This window comes from Curtobacterium flaccumfaciens (assembly GCF_051548005.1).
Classification (GTDB): Bacteria; Actinomycetota; Actinomycetes; order Actinomycetales; family Microbacteriaceae; genus Curtobacterium.
Window position 1 is genome coordinate 1 of sequence record NZ_JBPUGH010000221.1, and the last position, 3575, is coordinate 3575.

A 3575-nucleotide genomic window follows, 5' to 3' on the forward strand; every position below is an offset into this window, starting at 1 on the left:
TCACGGGACCGGCTTCAGAGCGACCAGTCGTCGCGTCCGTACCCACCGAACAGCCCACCGCCGAACGCGCCGCCCCCGCGTCGCGAACCGAGGTAGGACCCGACCACCGCGACCCCGAGGTCGTCGTTCTCCGGCGCGACCACCGTGCCGTCCACCCGCTTCGCCATCGCGTCGATGAACCGCGCGAGCCCGGGATCGTCACCGAGCCGGAAGAACGTCGTCTGCGCGCCGAGCCGACCCGCGTTCTCGAGCTCGCGGACGGAGAGCGCGATCGTGATCGGATCGGGCGGGTAGTTGAACCACACCTGTCCGTTCGCTTCCAGGTGCGAGGTCGGTTCTCCGTCGGTGACGATGAGCAGCACCGGCTGGGCGGTCGGGTGCTTCCGGAAGTGCCGGTTGGCGAGCAGGAGCGCGTGGTGCAGGTTGGTGCCCTTGTCCCACATCGCGTCGAGCCCGACGAGCTGCTCGATGTCCATGACCTCGGCCTCGCGGCCGAACGCGATCATCTGCAGGTCGTCACCGCGGAACCGCGTCGACACGAGGGTGTGCAGGGCGAGGGCCGTGCGCTTCATGGGGACCCAGCGGTCCTCCATCGCCATCGAGAACGAGGTGTCGACGAGCAGCGCCACGCAGGCCTGCGTCCGCGCCTCGGTCTCCTGCACCTCGACGTCGTCGATCGTGAGCCGCACCCCGGGCCCGGTCCGGCCCTCGGAAGCGGTCCGGGTGAGGGCGTTCGTGATCGACCGGGTGACGTCCCACGGCTCGGTGTCGCCGTACTCCCACGGACGGGTCGCACCGGACGGCTCGCCCGAGGCGCCTGACCGCCGGAGGTCACGGGCGCCCTGGCGCCCCGACATGCGCTCGGCGACGTCCTTGAGCAGGCTCTTCCCGAGCTGCCGCATGGCCTTCGGCGTGAGCTGGAGCTGCCCGTCCGACCCGCGGCGGACCGTCCCCGAGTTCCGGAGCGCCTTCTCGAGTTGCTGCAGCGTCCGGGCGTCGACGGCGGCGTCGTCACCGAGCTGCCGGGACAGCACGTCGAGGTCGAGGTCGTCGAGGTCCGAGCCGGGGCCGGTCTGTGCGAGCTGCTCGGCGAGCGAGTCGAGGTCGGCGATGTCCTGGAAGACACCGGTGCCGTCGCCGAGGCCGAGTCCCTGGTCGCCGTCCATCCGCTCGGACCCGCCCCAGTCCTCGCCGGGACGGAGCGCACGGAGGTTGCCGTCGAGCTGCCCGAGCTGGCTCATCAGGTCGGGCGAGCCGAACGCCTGCTGCGCGAGCGCGTCGAGTTCGTCCCGCTGCTCCTGGGTCATCGAGTTCCGCATGCGCTGGGCGGCCGCGGCGCGGGCGGCGAGTTCGTCGAGCAGCTCGTCGACGTCCTTCGGGTTCGACGGGAAGTACTGCCCGTGCTTCGCCATGAAGTCGTCGAACTGCTCCTGCGTGTCCGTCCCGGCGCGGTGCGACTCGAGCAGTTCGTTGAGGTCGCGCATCATCTCGGAGACGGCGGCGCGGTCCTCGTCGGTGGCGTTCTCGAGCGCCTGCTTCATGCCCGCGAAGCGCTGGTCGAGGACCTCGCGCCCGAGGAGGTCCTTGATCTCCTCGTACTTCTGCCGGGCCGTCGGGCTCTTCCAGTCGTAGCCGCCGAGTTCCTGGACGGCGGCGGCGGGGGACGGCGGGAGGCTGTCGAGCTGCATCTCGGCGAGGGCACGGTCGCCGTCCTCGATGTCGACGTTCCGGGCCAGTTCGCCGCGCTCCGCGAGCACGGCCTCGTCGAGGAGCTGCTTGACCTGCTGCAGCGTGCCGTCGAGGTTGTTCCGGCTCGTGAGGTCGCGGCGACGCTCGGCGACCCGACGCATGAGGTCGTCGAGCCCCCGCTGCGTGCGACCACCGCGGCGGAGGAACTCGCGGAGCGCACGCTCGGGCGACGTGCCGCCCATGACGTCCTCGCCGATGGCGTCGAGGGCCTCGGACAGGTCGACCGGGGGAGCGAGCGGGTCCGGCCCGCCGTCGTACTTGCCGTACCGGGCGTCGCGGGAGAGGCGCCGGTTCTGGCGGCTAGCCATAGACGGCCTCGCCCCCTCCCGACTCCTTGCTGATCTTCCGCGCGAGGAAGAGCCCCTCGAGGGCGAGCTCGATCGCCCCGGCGCGTTCGCCGTCGTCGTTCGCTCCGAGGCGCTCGCACACCTGGTCGTACACGTCGGACTCGCCGATCGAGGGCAGCCCCTCGAGGAAGTCGCGGGCGCTGACCTGCTCGCCCGTGGTGACCATCGTCCCGCCGTCGAGGGCCTCGACGAGCACACCGAAGTCGATGCCGCGGAAGCGCTCACGGACCGTCTCGGCCGTCGCGGTCCGCAGCAGGTGCTCGAGGACCTCGTCGGCGCGGTCCTCTTCGCCGTTCTCGAACTCGATCTTGCCGCCGAGGACGTCCACGGCGGTCTCGAGGTCGATCGGCCGCGCGACCGCGTGTTCCTCGCCCTGGCGAGCGGCCCGGTGCACCGCGGCCGCGGAGACCGTCTCGGCGCCGGCGATCGAGAAGCGTGCGCTGACGCCGCTGCGCTGGTCGACCGCGCTCGACTGCCGGAGCGCGCGGGTGAACCGGGCGAGGATCTCGATGAGCGCGTCCGGCACGTCCGCGGAGAGCGCGGCCTCCTGCTTGATGACGGCGATCTCGTCGGCGAGCTCGATCGGGTAGTGCGTGCGGATCTCGGCGCCGAAGCGGTCCTTCAGCGGGGTGATGATCCGGCCGCGGTTCGTGTAGTCCTCCGGGTTGGCGCTCGCCACGACGAGCACGTCGAGCGGCAGGCGCAGGACGTACCCGCGGATCTGGACGTCGCGCTCCTCCATCACGTTGAGCATCGCGACCTGGATGCGTTCGGCGAGGTCGGGCAGTTCGTTGATGGCGACGATGCCCCGGTGCCCGCGGGGCACGAGGCCGAAGTGGATCGTCTCGGGGTCGCCGAGGCTCCGGCCCTCCGCCACCTTCATCGGGTCGACGTCGCCGATGAGGTCCGCCACGCTCGTGTCCGGCGTCGCGAGCTTCTCGACGTAGCGGTCGTCGCGGTGCCGCCACTCGATCGGCAGTGCGTCGCCGAGGTCGGCCGCGCGCTGGATGCTCGCGGTCGTGATCGGCTCGAAGGGGTGCTCGCCGAGCTCGGAACCGGCGATCACCGGCGTCCACTCGTCGAGCAGGCCCTGCAGCGTGCGGAGGAGCCGGGTCTTGCCCTGACCGCGTTCGCCGAGCAGGACGACGTCATGTCCGGCGATGAGGGCGCGTTCGAGTTGCGGGATCACGGTGGTCTCGAAGCCGTGCAGGCCGGGCCACGGGTCGCGGCCCTCACGGAGGGCCTGGAGGAGGTTGTCGCGGATCTCGGCGCGGACCGACTTCTGGGAGTGACCAGAAGCGCGGAGCTCGCCGACCGTACGGATGTCAGGTCGGGTCACGTGGCCGACGGTACGCCTCGCCTCCGACACACACCAGTGGGCTGCGTGGTGACCCCGCGCGGCCTGGCCCACGCCGCCGGTTCCGTGCCGGCGCGCCAGCGGCGGACCGGCCGTTCCGCCAGCCTGGAGGCGCGTGGCGG

General features: G+C 71.7%; 2 protein-coding genes. Both read right to left on the reverse strand.

Going from position 1 to position 3575, the window contains the following annotated elements:
• Window positions 1-14 precede the first annotated feature (14 nt).
• Window positions 15-2057, reverse strand: a complete 2043-nt coding sequence (locus tag ACSW7Y_RS16575) for a vWA domain-containing protein (protein WP_438127334.1) — start codon at window positions 2055-2057, stop codon at window positions 15-17.
• Complete coding sequence (locus ACSW7Y_RS16580; RefSeq protein ID WP_438127335.1) at window positions 2050-3435, reverse strand: magnesium chelatase; 1386 nt, start codon at window positions 3433-3435, stop codon at window positions 2050-2052. The genes ACSW7Y_RS16575 and ACSW7Y_RS16580 overlap by 8 nt, the downstream gene beginning before the upstream one ends.
• Window positions 3436-3575 lie beyond the last annotated feature (140 nt).

Coding starts and splice junctions, on each gene's coding strand:
- ACSW7Y_RS16575 (WP_438127334.1), bottom strand. CDS start 2,057: ATGGCTAGCCGCCAGAACCGGCGCCTCTCCCGCGACGCCCGGTACGGC.